At 39.8% G+C, this 570-nt stretch carries 2 protein-coding genes; one reads left to right on the top strand and one right to left on the bottom strand.

Translation table 11 applies throughout. The features are described from left to right. Positions 1-184 (top strand): J domain-containing protein (locus IE271_RS44685; RefSeq protein ID WP_190195538.1); only part of this gene is annotated, 184 nt, incomplete at its 5' end. Here IE271_RS44685 and IE271_RS44690 read toward each other — a convergent pair. Further along, on the bottom strand, positions 181-570 hold a 390-nt coding region (locus tag IE271_RS44690; RefSeq protein WP_190195539.1), incomplete at its 5' end, for a nicotinate-nicotinamide nucleotide adenylyltransferase. The genes IE271_RS44685 and IE271_RS44690 overlap by 4 nt on opposite strands.

The following is a 570-nucleotide window of genomic DNA, read 5'->3' on the forward strand; positions in this document are numbered from 1 at the left end:
GGAATGCTATAAAGCGTTAGGTTTCATCAAGCATGAAAATTTCAGCGAGGTGAAAAAGCGCTATTTAGAATTGGCTAAAACCTACCACCCTGATTTGTGCGATCTTAAAGAAAATAAGGCTCTTTATGCCAAACGCTTCGCTATCATTCAAGAAGCCTACCGCCACATTAAAAAACACGCTTAAACCCCTAAACTAGCCCTAATCGCGCTAGAAGAAATCGGTGCATCAATGCCTTTTAAAGGGAAATAACGCCCCTTAAATTGGATCTCTTCATAGCCAATCCTTTCAAAAACCACTAATTCCACCCTTTTTAAAAGCTCTTTAGCGTTAGTCCAAGAAGAAAGATGCCTTAAGCAATCCGCTCCTATGACTAAATAAAGCGTTTTAGGGCGATAGAGTTTTTGAAAATAAATCACGCTTTCTATCGTAGGCACGGCCCTTTCTTGCTTGATTTCAAAATCGCTCAATAGCACCCTATCCATTCCCTTTAAAGCTCTTTCTAATTCCTTAAAACGGGTTTGCGCGTCCAAAAAACATGGCTTTTTGAAAGGGTTTTGATAAGCGGGTAA

The organism is Streptomyces minutiscleroticus, assembly GCF_014650875.1.
In the GTDB taxonomy this organism is placed as follows: domain Bacteria; phylum Actinomycetota; class Actinomycetes; order Streptomycetales; family Streptomycetaceae; genus Streptomyces; species Streptomyces minutiscleroticus.